Origin of the sequence: Nonomuraea purpurea (assembly GCF_042650645.1) — a bacterium.
Lineage (GTDB): Bacteria > Actinomycetota > Actinomycetes > Streptosporangiales > Streptosporangiaceae > Nonomuraea > Nonomuraea purpurea.
Genome location: NZ_JBHSBI010000029.1, coordinates 123,272 through 144,631, shown reverse-complemented (window position 1 = coordinate 144,631; position 21,360 = coordinate 123,272). Strand labels below are relative to the sequence as shown.

Genomic DNA, 21,360 nt, shown 5'->3' with positions numbered 1-21,360 from the left:
TGACTTCGCGCATGCGAGAGCCCGAACTGCTGGAACGGAAGTTCAGCGAGCTGACCAGCGCGATCGCGGGCGCGTTCGGCCGGGTCGAACCCCGCAAGGCGGCGACGGGTTACCTGCGCGGCCTGCTGTCGGAGATGCCCCGCAAGACCTGCTGGGACCTGGGCAAACACGCCGGATATCAGACACCGGATGTGATGCAGCGACTGCTGGCACGCGCCGCGTGGGATGAGGACACCCGGTTCGCCGCTACGTGGTCGCTCATCTGGCCGGCCCGGAGGCGGTACTGGTGCCGGATGAGACCGGCCAGGAGAAGAAGGGCGCCCTGACCTGCGGCGTTGGCCGCCAATACACCGGCACGGCCGGGAAGGTGACCAACTGCATCGCCGCCGTCTACACCACCTACGCCGGCCCGCACGGTCACGCCCTGATCGACACCGAGTTGTACATGCAGCGCAAATACGTCGACCAGCCAGAGGTACGGCAGGAGACGGGGCTGGGCGCCGACTGGTGTTCTGCGACCAAACCGCAGCCGGCGCAGCGGATCACCACCCGTACTCCGGCGGCGGCACGTCATCTTGGCGATGGCCGCACTCACGGTCCTGGCCGTGGTCGCCGCCATGGAACGCCGCCACCACCCGGCCCCCGTCGTGCCACGCACCGGCCAGGACGCCCCACCCGACGATTACGGGCTGATCGCGCTGACCGTCCCCGAGATCCGCCGCCTGCTCGCCGTGTTCAACCAGGTCAGCGCCGTGGTAACCCCCCGCATGGCCGCCCTGCGACGCAACTTCGAACTGCGCTGGAGTACTGGCGACGCCCCCACCAGGCCCGCGCCCGCCGGCACCACTACCGCAAACGCCTCGCCCTCACACAACCCCACTTCACAGCATCATGCCTTGCTCGCAGAGCCGGAGGGCAAGATCACGAAGCACTGCTGTCGTACTAGACCTATCCCCCTGGCGTGCGCACGCGCTACTAAAGCTTTTACCAGACCTATCCCCCTGATGTTCGCACGCGCTACTAACGCTCCCACTAGACCTTTCCCGGAATCGTTGAACGCCATTTTCCACCCGCCGTAGGGTGTGGTTCGAATTATCCGATCGGCTGTCGATGAGGAGCTTCATGGTCACCAAAGTATTGGTCATCGGCGGCGGTCCGGCCGGGTCGACCGCAGCGGCCCTGCTCGCACGTGCGGGCCTGTCCGTGACGCTGCTGGAGAAGGAAAACTTTCCTCGGTACCACATCGGCGAGTCCATCGCGTCGTCGTGCCGGACGATCGTCGACTTCATCGGCGCGCTGGACGAGGTCGACGCCCGCGGCTACACCGAGAAGAACGGTGTGCTGCTGCGCTGGGGCAGGGAGGACTGGGCCATCGACTGGTCCGAGATCTTCGGCCCCGGCGTGCGGTCCTGGCAGGTCGACCGCGACGACTTCGACCACGTGCTGCTGACCAACGCCGCCAAGCAGGGCGCCCAGGTGATCGAGGGAGCCGAGGTGAAGCGCGTGGTCTTCGACGGCGACCGCGCCGTGGCCGCGAATTGGGCCGAGTCGCACACCGGCCGGCAACACACCATCGGGTTCGACTTCGTCGTCGACGCCTCCGGCCGGGCCGGTCTAATCCCCGCCCGGCATTTCAAGCACCGGCGGGCGAACGAGACGTTCAAGAACGTCGCCATCTGGGGCTACTGGCAGGGAGGATCTCTGCTGCCCAACTCGCCGAAGGGCGGGATCAACGTCATCTCGTCCCCGGACGGCTGGTACTGGGTGATCCCGCTGCGCGACGACCGCTACAGCGTCGGATTCGTCTGCCACCGGACGCGGTTCCTTGAGCGCCGTTCGGAGCACGCATCCCTGGAGGCGATGCTGGCCTCACTGGTCGAGGAGTCCCCCTCGGTGAGCGGACTGCTCGCGAACGGGACCTACCAGCCGGGTGTCCGGGTCGAGCAGGACTTCTCCTACGTCGCCGACAGCTTCTGCGGCCCCGGCTACTTCGCCGCGGGCGACAGCGCGTGCTTCCTGGATCCGCTGCTGTCCACCGGCGTACACCTGGCGCTCTACAGCGGCATGCTCTCCGCGGCGGCCATTCTGGCCACCGTCAACGGCGACGTCGAGGAGGACCAGGCCCGCGCGTTCTACGAGACGCTCTACCGCAACGCCTTCGAGCGCCTGTTCACCCTGGTCGCGGCTGTTTACCAGCAGCAAGCGGGCAAGGACAACTACTTCGCCCTGGCCGACAGGCTGGTCGGTGACCGCGCCGAGACCGAGTACGAAAAGGTGGACGGTGCCAGGGCCTTCGCCCAACTGATCGCCGGACTCGCCGACATGGGCGACGCCGTGGCCGGCCGTACGCCCGAGCCGCGGATGCCCGACGAGGGCGAGGACAACTCCGTCAGCCGCCTGTTCATCGCCGCCGAGCAGGCCCGCAGGATGGCCGAGGCGGGCGCCCCCAAGTCCCCGGTCAGCGAAGCGCTGAACAGGCTCGACGGGCATGAGCTGTTCGACCCGGAAACCGGCCTGTACCTGATGACCAGCCCCCGGCTCGGCATCGGGCGAAGCCGACCGGTTGAGCCTGCGACCGCGACCTCGAACCCGCCGCTGTCCCAGGCCGACGCCGAGGAGCCCTCGACGTGAGCGGGCAGCAGGTGATCGACCCCCTCGAACGCAACGACGAGTACGACCGGCTCACCGTCCAGATCATCGAACAGGTCTGCACCCCGACCGCCGTGTGCGTCGACCTCGGCGCGGGCGTCGGCGAGATCACCCAGCACCTGGTGCGGGTGGCGCCCGAGGGGAGGCACTTCGCGGTCGAACCGCTGCCCGCCTTCGCCGACGAACTGGCCGCCAGGCTGCCGTCGGTCACGGTGATCAGGGCCGCCGCCGCCGACGTCACGGGCCCGCAGAGCTTCGTGCACGTGGTCTCCAACCCGGGCTACAGCGGCCTGCGCAGACGCCCCTACGACCGGCCGTCGGAGACCCTGCGCGAGATATCCGTCGACGCCGTGCGCCTGGATGACGTCATCCCGCCCGATGTGCACGTCGACCTGGTGAAGATCGACGTCGAGGGGGGCGAGGTGCTGGCCCTGCGAGGTGCCCGCCGCTCACTGCTCCGCAGCAGACCGATGATCGTCTTCGAGCACGGGGGCGACCATGTCATGCGCGAGTACGGCACGACGACGGACGATCTCTGGTCGTTGCTGGTCGACGGGCTGGGGTACCAGGTGTTCACCCTGCCCGCCTGGTTGGCGGGGCAGCCCGCGATGGATCGCGCGTCATTCGCGAGGGCGTTGGAGCGGGACTGGTTCTTCGTGGCGGACTGTGCCGGTCCGAAATCCACCACCGCCGAAAAGAAGGGTTTCAGGTGATGAATCCTGTCACTGAGGTGCGCACCGACAGCAGGGTTCCCGAATGTGACATCCGACGGACCGGGCTGTTGCCCGAGCACGTCACCGCGTTCCGCCGGCAGGGAGTGCTGGCCGTTCGCGGGCTGCTCACACCGGAGGAACTCGCCGACGCCCAGCAGGCCGGGAAGACGCTGATCGACCGGGCATGGTCAACGCGGTCGATGGACGACACCATCTGGACCCTGGAGCCGCATCTGCCGGACGCCGCGCCGGTACGGATCGAATACGTGGTGGACAAGGCCCGTCCGATCGCCGTGCTGGCCGGTCACCCGTTGCTGCTACGGATCATGGAACAGCTCGTCGGGCCCAACCTCATCCCGACCTGGGACAGCATGGTCTTCAAAACCCCGGCCGGCGCTCCCCGCCTCGCCTGGCACCGCGACGCCGGGCTGTACACCGACGCGGTCGGCGTCACCGGAGCGGGTCGCGTCATCGATGCCGGGATCTATCTCGACCCCGCCCCCGAGGACAACTGCGTCTGGTGCATCCCGGAGTCCAACTACTGGGACGACGAGCGGCTCACGACCACGGCGGATCGGCTCAACGCCAGCGAATGGGACACCACCGGCGCGGTGCCCGCCGTGATGCGGCCGGGTGACGCGCTGCTGCACAACATCCTCACCCTGCACGGCGCCCCTGCCGTGGTCGGCAAGCAACGCCGCGTCATCTACTTCGAATACCGGCCGGCCGAGGTGGAATGGCAACTGGGCCCGCACACCGAGAGCTACATCGGCCTCAAGCAACAGATCCTGCGTTCATGCGTCCGGATGCGCGCGGCCGAATCGCGATTCGGCGACGAGGAGCCGTTCGACTACCGCCCCGCCGAGTCTTTCCGGCACTGGGCGGACCAGCCGGAGAGCACCACGTTCCGGGTTCCGCACGAAGACCACTGGCGATGACGAGCAAAGGACGTGTCGATGAGTACTGAGGCCAACCGTCACGGCGGCCCGACGAACAAGACCTTGTGCGTCCTGCCGTGGATTCATCTCTGCGCTTCCATCGACGGCGTCTACGGCCGGTGCTGCGTCGACAACGCGATGTATCACAACGAGCTGTACGAACAGCAGGACGAGCCCGTGTTCCAGCTGAACGACGACGCGATCGGCTGTTCGCCTGGCTCGCGATACGCCAAGGACAACCCGGATCGGGTGTTGGGACTTCAGGAGGCGTTCAACAGTCCCAACATGAAACGGACCCGGCTGGCGATGCTGAACGGCGAGCGCGTCGACGCGTGCAAATACTGCTACTTCCGGGAAGACCACGGCGGCCAGTCCTATCGGCAGAGCATCAACCGCCGATTCGAGCATGAACTCGACGCGCTCGCCGGCCGTACCGCCGCGGACGGGACCGTCGAGGACTTCCCCTACTTCCTCGACATCAGGTTCGGCAACACCTGCAACCTGCGGTGCGTCATGTGCACCTATCCGGTGAGCTCGGCATGGGGCGCCGAGCAGCGGCCATCATGGTCCTCCGCGGTGATCGACCCCTACCGTGCCGACGAGGAGCTGTGGCGGACGCTACGGGCGAACGCACACCTGATTCGCCGGCTGTACTTCGCGGGTGGCGAGCCTTTCATGCAGCCGGGCCATTACGCGTTGCTCGAACTCCTCGTGGAGACCGGGAACGCGGGCAACGTCGACGTGGCCTACAACTCCAACCTCACCATGTCCCCCGACAAGGCGATCGGTCTCTTCCCGCACTTCAAGAGCGTCGGCATCGGCGCGTCCTGCGACGGCGTGGGCGAGGTGTTCGAGCGGATCAGGACCGGCGGGAAGTGGCAGGTGTTCGTGGACAACGTGCACAGGCTCAGGACCCAGGTGGACGTCTGGCTCCAGGTGTCGCCGCAACGGGACAACCTGTGGGACCTGCGCAACCTGCTGGAGTTCGCCCGCGCGGAGGGACTGGACATCGACCTGGCCAACGTCGTGCAGTGGCCGAAGGAGATGTCGGTCTCCAGCCTTCCCGACGAGGAGAAGGCGCGTGCCACCGGGGAGTTGACCGAGCTGATCGCCTGGTGCGCCGAGCTGGGCTGGGACAAGCCCGCCGCCCACCTCGGCGCCCTGCGTTCGTTCATGAACTCGCTGGATCCGACGAACCTGGTCGACGAAGGAGCGTCATGACGGGTGACGCGTCCGACTCGCCTTGATCAGCTTGTCGATCAGAGCGAGTCGGTCGTCGCGAGCATGTCCTCAGCCGGTACGTCGCCACCCGATCGACGTCCAGTCGATGTGCTCGATCGTGTCGGTGATCCCGTTGGCCTCACGGAACTCCCGGATGGCCTGCCGGCAGCTGGGCAGGATGTGGTCGTCCACGATGACGAAGCCGCCGACCGAAAGCTTGGGATACAGGTTGACGAGCGCGTCCATGGTGGACTCGTACAGGTCGCCATCCAGGCGCAGCACGGCGAGGGACCGCACCGGCGCGGTCGGCAGGCTGTCCCGGAACCAGCCCTCCAGGAAGACGACCTGATCGTCCAGCAGGTCGTACCGCTCGAAGTTCTCCCGCACCTGCTCGATGGACACGCCCAGCACCGAGTTCGCGTTGTCCAGCCCCAGTTTCACGTCCAGCGGATGGCTGGCGCCGTTGGTGTCCGGGATGCCCTGAAAGGAGTCGGCCACCCATACGCGCCGGTCGGTGATGTCGTTCGCGCGGAGGAAGGAACGCATGAAGATGCACACACCGCCACGCCACACTCCGGTTTCGATGAAATCGCCCGGCACCTCGTCTTCTACGACCTGTCGCATGCAGCGCTCGAGGTAGTCGAGCCGAACCCTGCCGACCATGGTGTGCGCGACCGACGGCCAGTCTCTGCCCTTTTCCCGCTGCGCAGCCTGATAGCCGTCGACCTGCTGCTGCCCTATGGGAAGCGGCGCGTCCTGGTAGATGGTGTTCGTCAGCGTCTTCTTCATCAGGTCAAGATAAAGCTCGGCGCCTGTGCTCATGATTTCCTCGCACTGTAGATTTCCGGCATTCCATAGAACTGTCGGGTCTCCGCTTACAGGGAAGCGTGTCCGTCTCCGTTCCGCCGCGGCGCCGGGGAAGACGCCATCAGGGTCTGCACATACGCATGGTAGCGATGCGAATCTCGGGGAATCCCTAGAGAATTCTTGAGATAGCGCGGAGCCGTCGCAGAGTGCGGCCAGAACCGCGCCGCGGCGATCTGGCCGGCGGGCGCTATTTATAGGGAAATCATGAATCTTTTCTCGGTACTCTCGCGGAGAGCCCAGTCATCGACACCACCGGTGCGGCACTGAATGGGGATCACACGTTTCCCGTGGACGGCGAGACGTTTGCGGTCCGCCACCGCCGAGGACCATCCAGCGAGCGGCAAGTAGGGGAGATTCCGATGCGGATTCTGTTCACAGTGTCCAACTGGGCTGGGCACTACATGTGCATGATCCCGCTGGCCTGGGCGTTCCGGGCGGCCGGGCACGACGTTCGGGTCGCCTGCCCGCCGCAGCAGGTGCAGGGAGTCATGGCCACCGGGTTGATGCCGGTGTCGGTGCTCGACGCGCCCGACATGATGGAGAGCGCCCGGCTCGCATACTGGGTTCTGGCGATCAACACCCCGCCGCAGAGCGGCGACATGCCGCTGCCGCTGCACCCGTTCACCGGCCAGGCGCTGGGCTCCGTACGCGACTTCGACACCGGCACGCTCAGCGACTTCTGGAAGAAGACCATCGCCGCGGTCCAGCGCAGCTACGACAACGCGGTCGATTTCGCCGCCGCCTGGCGCCCCGACCTGGTGGTGTACGACCTCATGGCGGCCGAGGGCGCGTTGATCGGCGCGCTGAACGAGGTGCCGAGCGTGTACTTCGGGCCAGGCTTCATCGGCACCGTGGAGACCGAACCGGGCCTCGACCTGGTGTCCGCCGATCCTCTGTCCTGCTTTGCGAAGTACGGCGTGGACTGGACACGTCACAAGATCAAGTACGCGGTGGACCCGTCGCCGGACGTGGCCATTCCCCCGATGGGCGACGCGCTGCGGATTCCCATCAGGTACCAGCCGTACAACGGATCCCAGGACGTGGATCCGTGGTTGCTGGGACCGGTCAAGGGCAAACGCGTCTGCGTGGTGTGGGGGAACTCCGCGACCGGGGTGTTCGGCGAGCGGCTGCCCGCGCTCCGCCACGCCGTCGAGTCCGCCGCCCAACTGGCCGCCGAGGTGGTGCTCACCGCCCCGGTGGCCGAAGTGGACGGCCTGGGCTCCCTGCCCCCCAACGTGCGGGTGCTGCGCAACTGCCCGTTGGAGCTGATCCTGCCCGGCTGCGACCTGATCATTCACCACGGCAGCGCCAACTGCCTGATGAACGGCATCGCGATGGGCATCCCGCAGCTGTCCCTGGCCCTGAACTTCGACGGGCAGATCTACGGCAGGCGGATCGACCCGCAAGGCGCGACCAAGACCCTGCCCGGCCTCTTGTTCGACAGCGAGGCGATCGACAAGGCCCTCGCCGAGGTGCTGTTCGACAACAACTACCGGCGCCGCGCGGTCGAACTGAGCCGGTCCGTGGCCGCCGCGCCGACCGCCGCGCAGGTCGCCGACCTGCTCACCACACTGGCCCGCACCGGCGAACTGACCGCCGCCGACGTCGCCGACCTGGTGGCCGGCCGATGACGGTCACGAGCTGGGGCATTCGGGTCCTCCACGCCACTCAGAACATCACTCAAGAACCTATGAGCGAGGTCGTATGAACAACACAGAAGGCACCGCGACCGTCAAGGCGAAACCGCCGATGCAGATGGGTGACCTCAACTTGATATGGGAGTGGAACTCCCCGGAAGAGATGCAGGTGCAACTGGCGGGCACCCAGGATCGCGAGGAATACCTGCGCGACCGCGTCGACCGGGCGAACTGGATCGCCCAACGGCTGCGGCTCACCCCGGACTCGGAGATCTTCGAGATCGGCAGCGGTGAGGGAATCATGGCCGAGGTGGTCGCCCCTCGGGTACGGCGGCTGCTGTGCACCGACGTGAGCCGGTCGTTCCTGGCCAAGGCACGCCTCACCTGCCAGGAACACACCAACGTCGGCTACCACCACATTCAGAACGACTTCCTGGCGACGCTGCCGTCGGCGAGCTTCGACGCGGGGTTCTCCCTCAACGTCTTCATCCACCTCAACGTCTTCGAGATCTACCTCTACTTCCGGCAGATCCGCCGGATTCTGCGCACCGGCGGCCACTTCGGTGTCAACTTCCTCGACCTCGGTCCGTCGACCCAGAGCTTCTTCCACTTCTACGCGGAGCGCTACCAGCAGGCGAATCCCTTCGAGTTCAAGGGCTTCCTGGCCTGGCACGGAGTCGACATGATCGCCAAGATCGCCGCGGAGGCCGGACTGACGCCGTTGCTGGACGAGTTCGTCAACGAGGACGGGGTCTGTTTCCTGATCCTGCGACGCGACGAGGAGCCCGCCGAATGAACCGCCGGCCGCTCGGCGCGGAGGGCCCCTGATCTCCCCGGCCTTTCCCAGCCACCTAAGGAAACGTGATGACCTCGGCCGATCTGGATACGCAACGCGCCACCGAGACTCACCCCGACGGGGTGAGCGAGGGATTCCTGTCCTGGTTCGCCGACCGGACGCGCGCCACAGCTTGCCAGGTGACCCGCACCCCGCTCAGCGATCTTCGTGGGTGGTCTCTCGACGCGGCCACGGGAAACCTGACGCACCACAGCGGCCGGTTCTTCGCCATCGAGGGGCTGCACGTGCGCACCTCGTACGGCCAGGTCCCCGAGTGGAGCCAGCCCATCATCAACCAGCCGGAGATCGGCATTCTCGGTCTGCTGGTGAAGACCGTGGACGGTGTGCCCTTCGGACTGGTGCAGGCGAAGATGGAGCCGGGCAACTTCAACTCGGTCCAACTCTCGCCGACCGTGCAGGCGACCCGCAGCAACTACACCCGGGTGCACAGGGGAGACCGGACGAAGTATCTGGAGCACTTCACCCACCCGCGAGCGGGCACCGTGGTGGCCGACGTGCTCCAGTCCGAACAGGGCTCGTGGTTCCTGCACAAGCGCAACCGGAACATGATCGTCCAGGTCGACGACTCGGTGCCGGCCGCGGACGGGCACCACTGGATGCCGTTGGACGAGCTCCGCAGCCTGCTGCGGATCGACGGCCTGGTCAACATGGACATCCGTACCGTGCTGTCCTGCCTGCCCGCTTCCTTCTTCGCCGCCCAGGACAGACACGGCACCGACGGCATGGCCTCGGCGCTGGCCCGATCCATCAGCGGCGACGGCACTCCGTTGCACAGCGCGGAGACCGTGCTGAGCTGGTTCACCGCCGCCAAGAGCAGGCACGAGCTGGCTGTGCGGCGCGTGCCGCTGCGGGCGCTGCCCGGCTGGCGCAACACGCCTGAGGAGATCGTCCACGACGACGGGCAGCACTTCAGCATCATCGGCGTCAGCGTGCGAACCAACGACCGCGAAGTCGGCGAGTGGCACCAACCGCTGATTTACCCGAGCGGGCGAGGACTGGTCACCTTCGTCGTGAAGGACATCGACGGGGTCGCCCACCTGCTGGTGAACGCGCGGTACCAGGCAGGTCTCCTGGACGCCATGGAGATGGGGCCCACCGTCCAGTGCAATCCGGGGAACTACTCCGGCCCCGGGCCCAGGTTCCTGGACTACGTGCGGCAGGTGCCCGCCGAGCGCATCCTCTACGACACGATCCTGGCCGAGGAGGGCGGCCGGTTCTACCACTCACAGAACCGATACCTGCTGGTGGACGCGGGTGACGACGTGCCGATAGAGGTGCCGGAGGAGTTCTGCTGGGTCACCGCCCACCAGCTCACCGGCCTGCTACGGCACGGCTACTACGTCAACGTGGAAGCCCGCAGTCTGCTGGCCTGCCTGCACAGCCTGTGGTGACCGTCGTGTCGGAGCGGCCCCCGGTCTCCCGCCCGGTCCGCATCGGCCTGCTCGGTTGCGCCGACATCGCCCGGCGCCGCACCCTTCCGGCGATCCTGGCGGAGCCCGCGGCCGAACTGGTCGCCGTCGCGGCCAGGGACACGAACAAGGCCAAGGTGTACGCCAAGGAGTTCGGCGGCGAGGTCGTGCGCGACTACGAGGCGCTGCTGGCCCGGCCGGACGTCGAGGCCGTCTACGTCCCGCTGCCGGCCGGGCTGCACCACGAGTGGATCATGCGCGCCCTGGACGTCGGCAAACACGCGCTCGTGGAGAAGCCGCTGACCACCCGGTACGCCGACACCGCCGAGGTGCTCGCCCTCGCGGGGGCGCGCGGGCTGACGCTGATGGAGAACCTCACATTCCTCCGGCACGGCCTGCACTCCACCGTCGCGAACCTGGTGACGGCCGGCGAGATCGGTGAGTTGCGCGCGGTCCACGGCGTCTTCGGTTTCCCGCCGCTGAACCCCGGGGACATCCGCTACCGACCGGACCTCGGCGGTGGCGCACTGCTCGACGTGGGGGTGTATCCACTGAGTACGGCGAGGCTTTTCCTCAGGCCGGATCTGGAGGTGGTCGGCGCGACCCGCACCGAAGATCCCGAGCACGGCGTCGACGTGGCGGGCGGCGCGCTGCTGTGCTCGCCGGACGGGCGCACCGCCCAGATCGACTTCGGATTCCAGCACGGCTACCGCTGCGAGTACACGCTGTGGGGAAGCCAAGGGTCGATCTTCGTCGACCGCGCCTTCACGCCGCCGCCGACGTGGCGGCCGACGGTCCGGCTGAAACGCCAGCACGACGTGCAGGAACTGGTCCTGCCCCCAGAGGACCAGTTCGCCACCACCCTGCGCGAGTTCGTCACGGCGGTCCGCACGGGCGGCGAGCGGGCCGGCGTGGCCGAGCGGAGCCGGACCCTGGCCGGGCTGGTCGACGAGGTTCGGGAGCGGGCGCGGACGCTGCGGGCGGGCCAGGGGCTTCCCGGCCGGGGCGAAGACCTGATCAGGAGGCACGGGTGAGTGAGGATCGCATCGTCGTGGTCGGCGGCACCGGATTCCTGGGACGCCAGATATGCAAGGACCTCGTCGCAGCGGGACGTGATGTGCTCGTCGTGGCGAGGAACGCGGCCCGGTCCGCTCCCGGATACCGGTTCAGGGCCATCGACGTCTCCGACACGCCGACCGGGGAACTGGCCGCCATGCTGGCCGCCGAGCGCCCGGACACCGTGATCAACGCGACCGGCGGCAAGTGGGGCCTGACCGGCCGCGAGCTGGAGGCCAGCTGTGTCGGGGCGACCCGGCACATCCTGGCGGCCCTGGCGAGCGCCCGGCTGGCGCCCCGGCTGGTACACCTCGGCTCGGTGCTGGAGTACGGGCACGTCGCGCCGGACGGCACCGACGCCACCCAGCGATCGCCCGGTCCCGCCTCCGACTATGACCGGTTCAAGCTGGCCGCGACCGAGGCGGTGCTGTCGGCCGCTGCGGCCGGGACCGTGGACGCGGTGGTACTGCGGCTGGCCAATGTCGCCGGCCCGGGTGCGCCGGCGGCGAGCCTGCTCGGCCGTGTGGCCGACCGCTTGGCCGCCGCGGCCGGCCGCGGCGAGACCGCGATGATCGAGCTGACCGCGCTGAACGCCCGCCGGGACTACGTAGATGTCCGGGACGTCTCCGATGCGGTCCGCGCCGCGACGCGGATCACCGGCCGGCCCACCCCGATCGCCATCGGCCGCGGCGAGGCCGTCCCGGTGCGCACGCTGGTCACCATGCTCATCGAGGTGAGCGGGGTGCCGGCCACCATGGTCGAGATTCCCGCCCCGGACCTCGCCGCCGACACCGACGACTGGACACGGGTCGACCCCCAGCCCGCGCGTGACCTGCTCGGCTGGACACCGCGAAGGACGCTGCGCGACTCGGTCCACGAGCTCTGGCACGACGTGATGGAGCGGACGGCTTCCCAGCCGTCTCGCAGTGGCGGAAGCGCGTAGGGCGTGGCGGCACCGGCAGGCCGTTCACGAGGTCGGTCAGCGCCCACCGGGGGACGGTGATCCGCTGCCGTTCGTCGGCGGCCGGCCGCGGCGGGACGTTGAGCAGCGTCTGAGCCGTTCCGTCGCGATCTTCTCAGCGGAAGAAGGCCAGCAGATCTTCGAGCAGCCGCGGGTAGCCGTACGCCTCGCGGAGCTTGTCCTGGATGTCGCCCACGATGCGCGCGTGGCGCTCGAAGTCCACGGTCATGCGGGTGAGCGCGGTGGCGGAATCGGAGCCGAGCCTCAGGTACTCGACGGCGTCGCCGTACACGGAGGCCATGAACTCCGCCTCGGGCGGGACCACGGGAAGGCTTCCCGACGCAAGGGTCTCGAACAGCCGGGCGGTGAGTAGGCCCGTGCCGCCCACCAGGGCACTGACGAGGATCGGCGAGATCAGCGCTCGCCCCATCTCCTCGATGACGTTTCCGAAGGGAACGGGCGGATGGATCTCGACGCCCAGCCCCCGCAGCCTGCCGGGCTCGCTGAAGGTGATCTCCTCGAATCCCGGGCAGGTGTCGCCGTCCCACCAGCGGCCGCAGACCCGCAGCGACCGCAACGGCGGCTCCGCCCGCTTCGCCGCGGCCATGACCTCGGCCAGCGGCTGCCAGCGGTCCCAGTTGCTGCCGATGTACTGCAGGTCGTAGTCGATCTTTCGATCCGGATTCAACGGGTGTCGCGCCGGGGGCAGCCCGAAGCACTTGAAGAACTCCGCGCCGGGGGGCAGCGGTCCGGCCACCTTGGGCTGCAGGATCAGGTCACTCAGCGTGGAGTAGAGCACCTGCCAGCTCTCGGCTGAGTATTTGCGCGACTCCACTTGGACGCCGTCGGCGATGCCCCAGTGCCCGTCGAAGTCGATGATCAGCCGCCGGTCCCTGGGGATCGAGCAGGCCAGCTCGATCTGCTCGGGAGACAGGAACTGCCGGGCCTCGAACATGAAGACCAGATGCGTGCACCAGCTCACGTCATGCTCCACCGGCAGGTGCCGCGGAACCTCGTCGTCCAGCCGCGACAGCGGCCCGCTGATCCGGATGTCGCAGCCCGCCTCGTCGGCCGCGCGCACGTAGGCGGCCACGGTCTGGCTGAATCCCGCCTGCCAGTGGAAGTTCCCGGAGATCAGAATCCGCGGCCGAGTCACCGTTTTCCCGCCTTCCGTACCCGCAGCGCACTTCTCCTGCGCTTCATGATGGGGAAGCGGCGAAGGAGCCGCCGCACCGCCTCCACGGTCTCGACCTTCACGGTCATCGCCCGAGCTCGGCGCCCGCGCCCGTTACAGCCCCCCTCGGGGCTTCCCCGGCGGGGCCGTCCAGCGTCCCGGATTCATCGGAATTCCGCAACATGATGAGCGTCGGCCCGGTCAGCGCCGTCGTGACCAGTGCGACCAGGACCAGCACAGTGAAACCGAGCTCGTTGATCAGGCCGTGCTGCAGACCGACGCTCGCGACCACGAGTTCGGTGACGCCCCGGCAGTTCATCAGCGTGCCCAGCACGAACGCGTCCCGTCTCGGCAAGCCGGCCAGCATCGCGCCCGCCATGGTGCCCCCGTACTTGGAGCCGATCGCCACGGCCACCACCAAGCAGAACAACCACACCGCCGAGGCCTGCCCGAACAGCTCGGGCAGCGACATGCGCAGGCCGATGCTGGCGAAGAACAGGGGCAGCAGCACGACCATGGTGAACCCGCGGAAGGAGGCGGTGAACTGCTCCAGGTGCGGCAGGTCGCGCGGCATGACCAGACCGAACAGGAAGGCTCCGATGGCCATGTGCATGCCGGCCATCTGGCTCAGCGCCGCGCAGATCATCAGGCCGGCGATGACGGCCGGCGCGAGTAGGTGCGTTCTCCCCGTCCCGCCGCCGCTCGCGCGGAAGAGCGTCCGCAGCAGCGGGCGGACCACCGCCACGAGGACGACGCCGAGCGCGGCGGCCGGCACCAGCCCCAGCCAACCGCCGCCGGCCGCACCGACGCCGGCCAGGATCAGCAGCAGCCCGGCCCAGGCGGCGCCGTCGCCGAGGGCCGCCGTGGTGAGGGCGAGGACGCCCAGCCGGGTGTGCTGGAGACCGTACTCCACCAGGATGCGCCCCAGCACGGGCAGCGCCGTGATGGACAGCGCCAGACCCAGGAACAGGACGAACGCCGGCTGGGGGACTCCTGCCCCCGCCAGGCGCTCACCGGTGGCGATCCCCAGGACGGCGCCCAGCGCGAAAGGGACGAGCAGCGCGCCGGCCACCAGCCGTGCAAGCAGGCCCCACCACCCGTCGCGCCGATCGACGCGTAGCTCCGCACCGAGCAGGAACACGAAGAAGACGAGGCCGAGCTGGGCCATGAGGTCCACCGCGCGGATCACGTCGGGTGTGAAGACGGCCGCGTGCCCGTCAGGCCACAGCGCTCCCACCGCGGTGGGACCGATCAGCAGGCCGCCGGCGATCTCGCCGACCACTCTCGGCTGGCGTAGCAGCCGGAGCACGCTGCCGGTGACATGCGCGCACAGAACGATGAGGCTGACCGCGATGAGAAACCGAGCCGCCGTGTCAAAACTCATGCCTTAGGACACCCTCCACGCCGAAAACCTGCGCAGACCGACCAAGAGCGGCACGTCGTCGCGTTGCTCGACCTCGTGGACCTCGCCCAGCACCAGCGTGTGGTCGCCGATCGAGATCTCCTGACGTACCTCGCACCCCGCGAGCGCGAACGCGTCCTTCACCAGCCACGGCTGCCCGTGCTTGGGCGACGGCCGCCATTCCACCCGGGCGAACCGATCCGGCACGTCGCGCGAGAAGATGTCGGCCACGTGCCGGGATTGGGCGTGCAGCAGGTTCACCGCGAAGTACCCGCTCTCCCTGACGGCCGCGAGGGTTCCGCTGGCCTCGCCCAGGCAGACCAGCAGCGTCGCCGGATCGAGGGTGACGCTGGACAGCGCGGTGCAGGCCATGCCATGTGCCCGCCCCGCGGCGTCGAAGGAGGTGACCACGGCGACCCCCGTGGGAAAGGCGCTCATGAAGTTGCGATAGTCCGTGGGAGACACGGGGACATTGACGTCCGGGCGTCCTGTCATGTCCTTCCTTTCCGGAGGGGTCCGCTGGGAGGGTGCCGACGGGTGCGATCACCCCTGCGGATACGCGGTGGCCCACCAGCCGAAGGTCCGACGTAATCCCTCCGAAACGGATATCTCTGGCTTCCAGCCGAGGACTGCCCGGGCCATCTCGATGTCGGGACAACGCCGGTTCGGCTCGTCCATCGGCAACTGCTGGGAGACCGTGCGGAGCTCGACCCCGGCCTCACCGGCGATCAGCTCGGCGATCTCCCGCACGGTGAGCTCCTGGGTGGCGCCGATGTTCACCGGCCCGGGCGCCGTGCTGCGCATCAGGGCAAGCAGGCCCCTGACCGTGTCGTCCACGTAGCACAGGGATCTGGTCTGGTCGCCGGAGCCGTTGATGGTCAGCGGCTCGCCGGCCAGGGCCTGGTCGATGAAGGTCGGCACGACGCGGCCGTCGTTGCGGCGCATCCTCGGCCCGAAGCTGTTGAACAGCCGGGCGATGGCCGTGTCGACGCCGAGCGTCCGCCGGTAGGCCGCCGTCAGCGCCTCCGCGTAGCGCTTGGACTCGTCGTACACCGCTCGCGGGCCGACCGGGTTCACATTGCCCCAGTAAGACTCTGGCTGGGGGTGCTGGCTGGGATCGCCGTACACCTCCGAAGTGGAGGCGAGGAGGAAGCGCGCCTGGTGCGCGGCGGCCACCCGCAGCGCGTTCTCCGTTCCCGCCGAACCCACCCGAAGCGTCTCCAGCGGCATGCGCAGGTAGTCGAGCGGCGAGGCCGGCGAGGCCAGGTGGACGACGTAGTCGACCGGCTCGTCCACGGTGAACGGCTCGGTCACGTCGTGGCGGATCAGGCGCAGGCGCGGCGACTGCTCCACGCCCGCCAGGTTGTCCGGCTCGCCGGTACACATGTTGTCCACACAGATCACGGAGCAGCCCTGCGCGACGAGTGCCTCGCATAGGTGGGAACCGATGAAGCCGGCCCCGCCCGTGACGACCGCGCGGGCGCCTTGCAGGCTTTTCATCGGTCCGCCAAGAGTTCGTCGAAGTCCTCGTCGGTCGGCGCGGCTGTCGGGGCGGCTGTCGGGGCGGCTGTCGGGGCGGCTGTCGGGGCGGCTGTCGGGGCGCCGGCGATGGAGTCGCACATCTCCTCGGCCCTCCCGCGGTGACGCTGACCGACCTCGTGCCCGGCCACGCGCGGGGCCCGAGCCGGCGGCACCCTGCGCACGTAGTGACCGGTCCGGTCGGACGCGGTTGACAGAACCCTCATGAGATCCTTCCTGGCGGAGTTCGGCGGCATGACGTTCAGGACGGAATGGGCATCTCCGGGTCCGCGAACTCGATCACGATGGTCCTGCGCCACTTCTCGCTCGGGTTCGATCCCGATCCGTGTACCAGGCGTACGTCGTGGACGACGATGTCTCCTTCCTCGACGGCGATGTGCGCCCTGGGACCGTCGTCGCGCACCGACGCCACGTCGGCGTCGTCCGGCAGCAGGTGTGATCCCGGCACCCCCTCCAGACACCCGTTCTCCGGGCCGGCCGCGTCCAGGCAGACGCTCAGGTTGCAGACCTTGTGCGGCCCGACGGTCACGCGGTCGCGGTGCCAGGGCACTCCGGCCGCCCGGCTGGGCTCCTTGAGCACGAGCGCGAAGACCGTGGGCGCAGCAGGGGCGCCGATGAACTCGGCGGCCAGCTCGCTCAACTCCGCCCGGAACAGCAGGTCGGCCTCGGGCCAGTCCTGCTTCTCCAGATTGTGGATGCGATACAGCACCGGGGCTTCTCCGTCGACCTCATAATTCCAGTAGTCGGCCGAGGTGTACCCCTGCTCGGTGAAACGGGAGATCAGCCGCTCCGCGCCTGATCTCAGGCGATCGATCGCGTCGTCCTCGAAGACGGGCCCGACGCGGACGAAGCCGTCCTCGCGAAACCGCGTGACCTTCTCGCGGAAGTCCCGCGTTACTTGGCTCACCGGACCACTTCCTTCCTGCACGCGGCGACGATGTCGCACACCTCCGCCGACACCCGCTCGTGCAGGACCTCGACCTCGGTGAAGCCCGCGTTCTTCAACGCCGCGAAGAGCGACGGGCGATCCAGCCATCGCACGTCCACGCTGAGCCCGCGGGCCTGGGGTTCGGGATGTCCCTCACGGACGTTCTTGACCGCGTACCCGCCCAGCGCGTCCAGCCCTTCGGAGGTGCCCCAATAGTGGGTCGAGAGGTACAGGCCGCCGGCGACGCTCGCGATGTTCTCCAGCAGAGTCCACGGTTCCCGGACGTGGTACATCAGCCCCGCGCACAGCACCACGTCGAACGCGCCGAGCTCGGCGAAGTCGAGGCGTTCGACGTCGGCGAGCCGGAGCTCCACGTTGGTCAGCCCGAAGACCTCCACCACGAGCTCGGCGCGGCTCAGGTTCTCCTGGCGCCCCTCCATCGCCAGGACGGAGGTGCCCGGGCGCCGTGCCAGCGCCACGGTGTCGGCCCCTTCCAGCGCGCCGAGCTCGAGAATTCTGCCGGCCTCGGGAAAAGCGGCGAAGAAGGCCTCGGCCCGCCCCTCCGGGTCCTGGCTCAGCAGATAGTCGTGGGAAGATCCTTCGGCATAACGCACCCCGCCGTATTCAAACCCGTTGACCCATGGCTCCAGCTCGCGCACACGGCGCTGAATTTCCTCGGCGTCCATCACAATCCTTATCGGTTCGCCCGGTGCAGAGTGCCGGTGTCTTCCAGTCTTTTCTCTACCAGCCGCGCCCATTCCGGAACCTGGTCGCCGTCGATTTCCAGGGCGAACGACGACTGCAGTTCCGCCGGGCCGACGGATGCCGCCCACTTCGCGGTCCGCGCCAGCCCTTCGGCCAAAGGCGTGTCCGCCCAGTTTCCGAAGATGGAGCGCGCCTCTTCCGTGGCGGTGTAGGCCACCGTCACCTCGTCCCTGGACGGCAGGTGGGCGATGGGATGCTCGGGCACCCCGGCGGCCGACCGCACGGCCAGCGCCAGCTCCAGCACGGTGTTGGTGCTCGCCGATCCCACGTTGAGCGCCCGTCCCCAGGCGCCCTCGGTCTCGGGGGCCCGGCTCACCACGTCCACCACGTCCCCGATGTAGGTGAAGGCCCGTACCTGGCCGCCGTCGCCGTACACCGTGATCGGCTCGCCGCGCATGATCTGGTTGAAGAAGATGGCGACCGCGTTGCGGTAGGGGTCGCGCATGTTCTGCCACTCGCCGTACACGTTGTGCATGCGGAAGGCGGTGAACGGCAGCCCCTGAATCCGCATCGTGACCTCGAGCTCGCGCTCGATGACGTGCTTGGCGATGCCGTAGCTGTCCACCGGCACCGGGAACGAGGACTCCCGCATGGGGGTCTGGCCATGGCCGTACACCGCTACCGACGAAGCGAAGCAGAAGAACGACACCCCCGTCTGCAGCGCGGCGTTGATCAGGGTGATGCTGCCCATCACGTTCGTTCCGTAGTTGAGGCTCTTGACCGAGTGGCTGATCGCCTCGGCGGCGAACGCGGCGAAGTGAAACACCCGGTCGAAGCGGCGCTCGTGGAACAGGGCGTCTACCAGGGCGGTGTCGGTCACGGAACCCACGACCAGCTCCGCCCCCGCGGGGACGCGGCTCTCGCTGCCCCCGCTGAGATCGTCGAGAACGGTGACCGCGTGCCCATTCGCGAGCAGGCGCTCAGCCAGGTGGGAGCCGATGAAACCGGCTCCACCGGTCACCAGACAGTTGGTCATCCAGTCTCCTCGGGTTACGCGACGGCGCGCGGTCGCCTGAGCGGTTCCCACGAGTCGCGGTTGGCTTCGTACCAGCGGACGGTCTCGCGCAGGCCGTCCTCGAAGGCGATGCGCGGCTCGTATCCCAACTTGCGCAGTTTGGCGTCCGACAATGAATACCGGCGGTCGTGTCCCTTCCGGTCCTGGACGCGCTCGACCCGGTCCCAGCCGGCTCCGCAGGCGTCGAGCAGCCGCTGGGTGAGCTCGATGTTGGTCAGCTCGGCGGTACCCGCGATGTGGTAGACCTCCCCCGGCTCGCCGCGCTCGGCGACGAGCTGGATGCCGCGGCAATGGTCGTCCACGTGGATCCAGTCGCGGACGTTGGCGCCGTCTCCGTAGAGGGGCACCGTCTGACCTCGCAGGAGGCGGGTGACGAACAAGGGAATGATCTTCTCGGGGTACTGGTAAGGGCCGTAGTTGTTGCCACAGCGGGTGATGCTGACCGGCAGCCCGTGGGTGCGGACGTACGCGCGGGCGATCAGGTCGCCGCCAGCCTTGGCCGCCGAATAGGGAGAGTTGGGCGCCAGCGGGGTGTCCTCGTCCCACGAACCGGTCTCGATGCTGCCGTAGACCTCGTCGGTGGAGACCTGCACGAAGCGGCAGCTCCCGGCGTCCAGACACGCCTGCAGGAGGCGCTGAACGCCCAGCACGTTGGTGCGCACGAACGCGGAGGAGTCGGCGATCGACCTGTCGACGTGCGATTCGGCGGCGAAGTTGATCACCACGTCGTGGCCGGGCACGAGGTCGGCGAGCAGGTCCTCATCGCAGATGTCGCCCTGCACGAAGACCAGCCGCTCCTTGACCGGTTCCAGGTTGGCCCGGTCGCCGGCGTAGGTCAGCCGGTCGAGGACCGTCACGTCGGCCTCGCGCCAGGCCGGATAGGCGCCGGACAACAGCGCGCGGACGTAGTTCGAGCCCACGAAACCGGCACCGCCGGTGACGAGAACACGGGGCATCAGCGGCCTACCTGCACGTTGTTGTGGTCGCCCAAGATGAACCTGTGGGTCTTGGAGACGTCCTGGGTGGCGACCACCCGCGTCTCCCTGCCGATAAGCGACTGCTCCAGGCGGGCGACGCTCTCGATGTGGGCGCCGCGCAGCACGATCGAGTGCTCGATCTCGCTGTCGATCACCACGCAGTCTCGGTCGATGGAGGTGAACGGCCCCACGAAGGAGCCGCGGACCACCGATCCGGCGCCGAGGACGACCGGACCGACGATCTTGGAGTCGGCGACGACGGCGCCCTCTTCCACCACGACATGGCCGATCAGCTCGCTGACCGCGTCCACCTCACCCGCCACCGCGGGCTCGATGCCCTCCAGGACGAACCTGTTCACCGCGAGGATGTCGTGGACGCTGCCGGCATCGCGCCAGTAACCCGAGGTCACCATGGGATCGACCCGGTGGCCGTGATCGATCAGCCACTGGATCGCGTCGGTGATCTCCAGCTCGTTCCGCCGGGACGGCTTGATCTCCAGGACCGCCTGGTGCACGGTCGAGTCGAAGGCGTAGACGCCGATGAGGACCAGGTCGCCCGTGGGATGCTGAGGCTTCTCCTCGACGCCGACGATGGCGCCGTCCTCCCCCAGCTCCGCCACCCCGAACGCCTGCGGGTCGGTTACCTTCGTCAGCATGACCTGCGCCTGCGGGCCCTCGCGGCGGAAGCGGTCCACGAAATCGCTGATGCCGCCGATGACGAAGTTGTCACCCAGGTACATGACGAAGTCGTCATCCCCCAGGTAGTCGCGTGAGATGATCACGGCGTGCGCCAGCCCGCGCGGCTCCTGCTGGAAGATGTAGGTCACCTCCAGCCCGAATTCCGAGCCGTCGCCGACCGCCGCCTCGATCTCCTTCGCGGTGGTGTCGCCGACGACGATTCCCACCTCGCGGATGCCCGCGTCGCGGATCGATTCGAGACCGTAAAACAGCACGGGCTTGTTGGCGATGGGAAGAAGTTGTTTGGCGAATGTGTGCGTGATCGGACGTAAGCGTGAGCCGATTCCGCCCGCCAGTACAAGCGCCTTCACGAGTCGGCTCTCGCGGACGGGCCGACGGGGGCAGGCTGTTTCACGGAGACTCCAGTGGTGTCGGCGATCCGGATTCTTCGCAAAGCTACCAAAGTCAGATTCATAATTTCCCTAATATTATCTCCGGTCCGACAGGAAGATCTGGACGTCGCCGGTTTAACCGCCTTCCGAATAACCAAAGGAGCTTATGTTTGGGAAAGAACC

General features: G+C 68.1%; 22 protein-coding genes and 1 pseudogene. 13 read left to right on the top strand and 10 right to left on the bottom strand.

From position 1 onward, the window contains the following. Positions 1–11: 11 nt before the first annotated feature. The 7 genes and pseudogenes from ACFOY2_RS41400 to ACFOY2_RS41370 all read left to right on the top strand — a co-directional run bounded on the left by ACFOY2_RS41400 (position 12) and on the right by ACFOY2_RS41370 (position 5,521). Positions 12–326, top strand: a complete 315-nt coding sequence (locus ACFOY2_RS41400) for a hypothetical protein (RefSeq protein ID WP_379533591.1) — start codon at positions 12–14, stop codon at positions 324–326. Continuing rightward, positions 251–499, top strand: a pseudogene (locus tag ACFOY2_RS41395) (transposase); the annotation flags it as partial. The gene ACFOY2_RS41400 and the pseudogene ACFOY2_RS41395, both read left to right, overlap by 76 nt. Before the next feature lie 82 nt (positions 500–581). Then, positions 582–1,079: a hypothetical protein gene (locus ACFOY2_RS41390; RefSeq protein ID WP_379533605.1), complete on the top strand. Its 498-nt coding sequence runs from the start codon at positions 582–584 to the stop codon at positions 1,077–1,079. Positions 1,080–1,122: 43 nt separating this feature from the next. Continuing rightward, the gene (locus tag ACFOY2_RS41385; RefSeq protein WP_379533590.1) at positions 1,123–2,631 is read left to right on the top strand and encodes an NAD(P)/FAD-dependent oxidoreductase; all 1,509 of its coding nucleotides are present in this window, start codon (positions 1,123–1,125) and stop codon (positions 2,629–2,631) included. Then, positions 2,628–3,362: an FkbM family methyltransferase gene (locus ACFOY2_RS41380; protein ID WP_379533589.1), complete on the top strand. Its 735-nt coding sequence runs from the start codon at positions 2,628–2,630 to the stop codon at positions 3,360–3,362. The genes ACFOY2_RS41385 and ACFOY2_RS41380 overlap by 4 nt, the downstream gene beginning before the upstream one ends. Next, positions 3,362–4,300, top strand: coding sequence for a phytanoyl-CoA dioxygenase family protein (locus ACFOY2_RS41375; protein ID WP_379533588.1), 939 nt, complete (start codon positions 3,362–3,364; stop codon positions 4,298–4,300). Before ACFOY2_RS41380 ends, ACFOY2_RS41375 begins: the two co-directional genes overlap by 1 nt. An 18-nt stretch (positions 4,301–4,318) precedes the next feature. After that, positions 4,319–5,521: a twitch domain-containing radical SAM protein gene (locus tag ACFOY2_RS41370; RefSeq protein WP_379533587.1), complete on the top strand. Its 1,203-nt coding sequence runs from the start codon at positions 4,319–4,321 to the stop codon at positions 5,519–5,521. A gap of 69 nt (positions 5,522–5,590) precedes the next feature. Here ACFOY2_RS41370 and ACFOY2_RS41365 read toward each other — a convergent pair whose 3' ends face one another. Further along, complete coding sequence (locus tag ACFOY2_RS41365) at positions 5,591–6,343, bottom strand: TylF/MycF family methyltransferase (protein ID WP_379533586.1); 753 nt, start codon at positions 6,341–6,343, stop codon at positions 5,591–5,593. A 404-nt stretch (positions 6,344–6,747) separates the two neighbouring features. On the opposite strand from ACFOY2_RS41365, the gene ACFOY2_RS41360 reads away from it, so the two are divergent. The 5 genes from ACFOY2_RS41360 (at position 6,748) to ACFOY2_RS41340 (ending at position 12,289) form a co-directional block, all read left to right on the top strand. After that, entirely contained in the window at positions 6,748–8,019 is a 1,272-nt protein-coding gene (locus ACFOY2_RS41360; protein WP_379533585.1) for a nucleotide disphospho-sugar-binding domain-containing protein, read from the top strand. A gap of 73 nt (positions 8,020–8,092) precedes the next feature. Beyond that, positions 8,093–8,821 (top strand): class I SAM-dependent DNA methyltransferase, encoded by a 729-nt coding sequence (locus ACFOY2_RS41355; RefSeq protein WP_379533584.1) that lies wholly within the window; start codon positions 8,093–8,095, stop codon positions 8,819–8,821. A 68-nt stretch (positions 8,822–8,889) separates the two neighbouring features. After that, positions 8,890–10,272: an NDP-hexose 2,3-dehydratase family protein gene (locus ACFOY2_RS41350; protein WP_379533583.1), complete on the top strand. Its 1,383-nt coding sequence runs from the start codon at positions 8,890–8,892 to the stop codon at positions 10,270–10,272. Between the two features lie 5 nt (positions 10,273–10,277). Next, positions 10,278–11,324 carry a Gfo/Idh/MocA family protein gene (locus tag ACFOY2_RS41345; protein WP_379533582.1) on the top strand — a complete coding sequence of 349 codons (1,047 nt, stop codon included), beginning with the start codon at positions 10,278–10,280 and terminating at the stop codon, positions 11,322–11,324. Next, positions 11,321–12,289, top strand: a complete 969-nt coding sequence (locus ACFOY2_RS41340) for an NAD-dependent epimerase/dehydratase family protein (protein ID WP_379533581.1) — start codon at positions 11,321–11,323, stop codon at positions 12,287–12,289. The genes ACFOY2_RS41345 and ACFOY2_RS41340 overlap by 4 nt, the downstream gene beginning before the upstream one ends. 133 nt (positions 12,290–12,422) lie before the next feature. Here ACFOY2_RS41340 and ACFOY2_RS41335 read toward each other — a convergent pair whose 3' ends face one another. The 4 genes from ACFOY2_RS41335 to ACFOY2_RS41320 form a co-directional block, all read right to left on the bottom strand. Continuing rightward, on the bottom strand, positions 12,423–13,463 hold the full coding sequence (locus tag ACFOY2_RS41335) for a hypothetical protein (protein WP_379533580.1): 1,041 nt from the start codon (positions 13,461–13,463) through the stop codon (positions 12,423–12,425). Positions 13,464–13,566: 103 nt separating this feature from the next. Continuing rightward, positions 13,567–14,865, bottom strand: coding sequence for a cation:proton antiporter domain-containing protein (locus tag ACFOY2_RS41330; protein ID WP_379533579.1), 1,299 nt, complete (start codon positions 14,863–14,865; stop codon positions 13,567–13,569). 3 nt (positions 14,866–14,868) lie between these two features. After that, on the bottom strand, positions 14,869–15,321 hold the full coding sequence (locus tag ACFOY2_RS41325; protein WP_379533578.1) for a flavin reductase family protein: 453 nt from the start codon (positions 15,319–15,321) through the stop codon (positions 14,869–14,871). Between the two features lie 105 nt (positions 15,322–15,426). Then, complete coding sequence (locus tag ACFOY2_RS41320; protein WP_379533577.1) at positions 15,427–16,383, bottom strand: NAD-dependent epimerase/dehydratase family protein; 957 nt, start codon at positions 16,381–16,383, stop codon at positions 15,427–15,429. On the opposite strand from ACFOY2_RS41320, the gene ACFOY2_RS41315 reads away from it, so the two are divergent. Beyond that, positions 16,321–16,527, top strand: coding sequence for a glycine zipper domain-containing protein (locus ACFOY2_RS41315; RefSeq protein ID WP_379533576.1), 207 nt, complete (start codon positions 16,321–16,323; stop codon positions 16,525–16,527). The genes ACFOY2_RS41320 and ACFOY2_RS41315 overlap by 63 nt on opposite strands. A 136-nt stretch (positions 16,528–16,663) precedes the next feature. Here ACFOY2_RS41315 and ACFOY2_RS41310 read toward each other — a convergent pair whose 3' ends face one another. From ACFOY2_RS41310 to ACFOY2_RS41290, 5 genes are read right to left on the bottom strand one after another with little or no spacing between them, the layout of a single operon-like run. Then, positions 16,664–17,329: a phytanoyl-CoA dioxygenase family protein gene (locus ACFOY2_RS41310; RefSeq protein ID WP_379533575.1), complete on the bottom strand. Its 666-nt coding sequence runs from the start codon at positions 17,327–17,329 to the stop codon at positions 16,664–16,666. Beyond that, entirely contained in the window at positions 17,326–18,036 is a 711-nt protein-coding gene (locus tag ACFOY2_RS41305) for a class I SAM-dependent methyltransferase (protein WP_379533574.1), read from the bottom strand. The genes ACFOY2_RS41310 and ACFOY2_RS41305 overlap by 4 nt, the downstream gene beginning before the upstream one ends. 8 nt (positions 18,037–18,044) lie before the next feature. Beyond that, positions 18,045–19,091 (bottom strand): NAD-dependent epimerase/dehydratase family protein, encoded by a 1,047-nt coding sequence (locus ACFOY2_RS41300; protein WP_379533573.1) that lies wholly within the window; start codon positions 19,089–19,091, stop codon positions 18,045–18,047. Between the two features lie 14 nt (positions 19,092–19,105). Continuing rightward, on the bottom strand, positions 19,106–20,086 hold the full coding sequence (rfbB, locus tag ACFOY2_RS41295; RefSeq protein WP_379533572.1) for a dTDP-glucose 4,6-dehydratase: 981 nt from the start codon (positions 20,084–20,086) through the stop codon (positions 19,106–19,108). Further along, positions 20,086–21,156 (bottom strand): glucose-1-phosphate thymidylyltransferase, encoded by a 1,071-nt coding sequence (locus tag ACFOY2_RS41290; RefSeq protein ID WP_379533571.1) that lies wholly within the window; start codon positions 21,154–21,156, stop codon positions 20,086–20,088. The genes rfbB and ACFOY2_RS41290 overlap by 1 nt, the downstream gene beginning before the upstream one ends. Positions 21,157–21,360: the final 204 nt, after the last annotated feature.

Coding starts and splice junctions, on each gene's coding strand:
- ACFOY2_RS41400 (WP_379533591.1), top strand. CDS start 12: ATGCGAGAGCCCGAACTGCTGGAACGGAAGTTCAGCGAGCTGACCAGC.
- ACFOY2_RS41390 (WP_379533605.1), top strand. CDS start 582: ATGGCCGCACTCACGGTCCTGGCCGTGGTCGCCGCCATGGAACGCCGC.
- ACFOY2_RS41385 (WP_379533590.1), top strand. CDS start 1,123: ATGGTCACCAAAGTATTGGTCATCGGCGGCGGTCCGGCCGGGTCGACC.
- ACFOY2_RS41375 (WP_379533588.1), top strand. CDS start 3,362: ATGAATCCTGTCACTGAGGTGCGCACCGACAGCAGGGTTCCCGAATGT.
- ACFOY2_RS41370 (WP_379533587.1), top strand. CDS start 4,319: ATGAGTACTGAGGCCAACCGTCACGGCGGCCCGACGAACAAGACCTTG.
- ACFOY2_RS41365 (WP_379533586.1), bottom strand. CDS start 6,343: ATGAGCACAGGCGCCGAGCTTTATCTTGACCTGATGAAGAAGACGCTG.
- ACFOY2_RS41360 (WP_379533585.1), top strand. CDS start 6,748: ATGCGGATTCTGTTCACAGTGTCCAACTGGGCTGGGCACTACATGTGC.
- ACFOY2_RS41355 (WP_379533584.1), top strand. CDS start 8,093: ATGAACAACACAGAAGGCACCGCGACCGTCAAGGCGAAACCGCCGATG.
- ACFOY2_RS41350 (WP_379533583.1), top strand. CDS start 8,890: ATGACCTCGGCCGATCTGGATACGCAACGCGCCACCGAGACTCACCCC.
- ACFOY2_RS41330 (WP_379533579.1), bottom strand. CDS start 14,865: ATGAGTTTTGACACGGCGGCTCGGTTTCTCATCGCGGTCAGCCTCATC.
- ACFOY2_RS41325 (WP_379533578.1), bottom strand. CDS start 15,321: ATGAGCGCCTTTCCCACGGGGGTCGCCGTGGTCACCTCCTTCGACGCC.
- ACFOY2_RS41320 (WP_379533577.1), bottom strand. CDS start 16,383: ATGAAAAGCCTGCAAGGCGCCCGCGCGGTCGTCACGGGCGGGGCCGGC.
- ACFOY2_RS41305 (WP_379533574.1), bottom strand. CDS start 18,036: ATGGACGCCGAGGAAATTCAGCGCCGTGTGCGCGAGCTGGAGCCATGG.
- ACFOY2_RS41300 (WP_379533573.1), bottom strand. CDS start 19,091: ATGACCAACTGTCTGGTGACCGGTGGAGCCGGTTTCATCGGCTCCCAC.
- rfbB (WP_379533572.1), bottom strand. CDS start 20,086: ATGCCCCGTGTTCTCGTCACCGGCGGTGCCGGTTTCGTGGGCTCGAAC.